This is a genomic window from Vibrio sp. OPT46 (assembly GCF_015163535.1).
Taxonomy (GTDB): domain Bacteria; phylum Pseudomonadota; class Gammaproteobacteria; order Enterobacterales; family Vibrionaceae; genus Vibrio; species Vibrio alginolyticus.
On record NZ_JADDYG010000590.1, the window covers coordinates 1 to 725 of the forward strand.

Below are 725 nucleotides of genomic sequence, written 5' to 3' on the forward strand. Positions count from 1 at the left end.
AATGCTACTCGTTGATATGCTGCAAAATCGATAGCTTTGGCATGCATCATTCTCGCATCCATATTGCAACTCAGCTGAAACATGAAATCTCTAATGCGCAGAACCTCTTCCTGTAAAAACACTTTCCATCGAGTATGTTTAGCTAGTGAGTTTTGGGTTTTATCGTGTTGAACCATTGTGCATAGTGTGCATCCAAATCGACTAGATCCATTGCAACCATTTGAATTCTTTTGTCCTACTGCAATCTCACAGACATCAGAAGAAGCATTCCCATAAATGGCCAAAAGCAGGGCGAAATCAGAAAGGAAGCCGGGAAGGGGAGGGAGCCCAGCTAAACTACGAGTAAGAGGCTTAGCTCCAGAAAGTTCTAAGGAAGTGAAAACCTCTTGGGTAGACCAGTCACGTATTGGAGCGTATAGAAACAGTGGGTAGCCTGTATTTAAATCAGACTCTTTCATCTCTTTCAATAAATCACTTATAGACTTATCACTGGTTCCCTGAATAACCATATTACCTTTTCGCTTTGTACTCTCGTTGTTTCTTTGCCCTGTAGCGCAAATCACATCAAAACGGGTGTATTGCTGTAGTTCTTCGTCTGATTTAAAGCGGTCCAATAGGTTTTTTAAATATCTTTCGCTAGGAACAATTTTGAGAATAGAGCTGCAGTCACTATTACGTTGTGCATTTGGTATTAGCTTATTACTAGTCAGGTATTTGTTCGCGTA

Annotated in this window: 1 pseudogene; it reads right to left on the reverse strand. The window is 40.7% G+C overall.

The features are described from left to right. A pseudogene (locus IQR33_RS23470) lies at window positions 1–725 on the reverse strand (hypothetical protein); the annotation flags it as partial.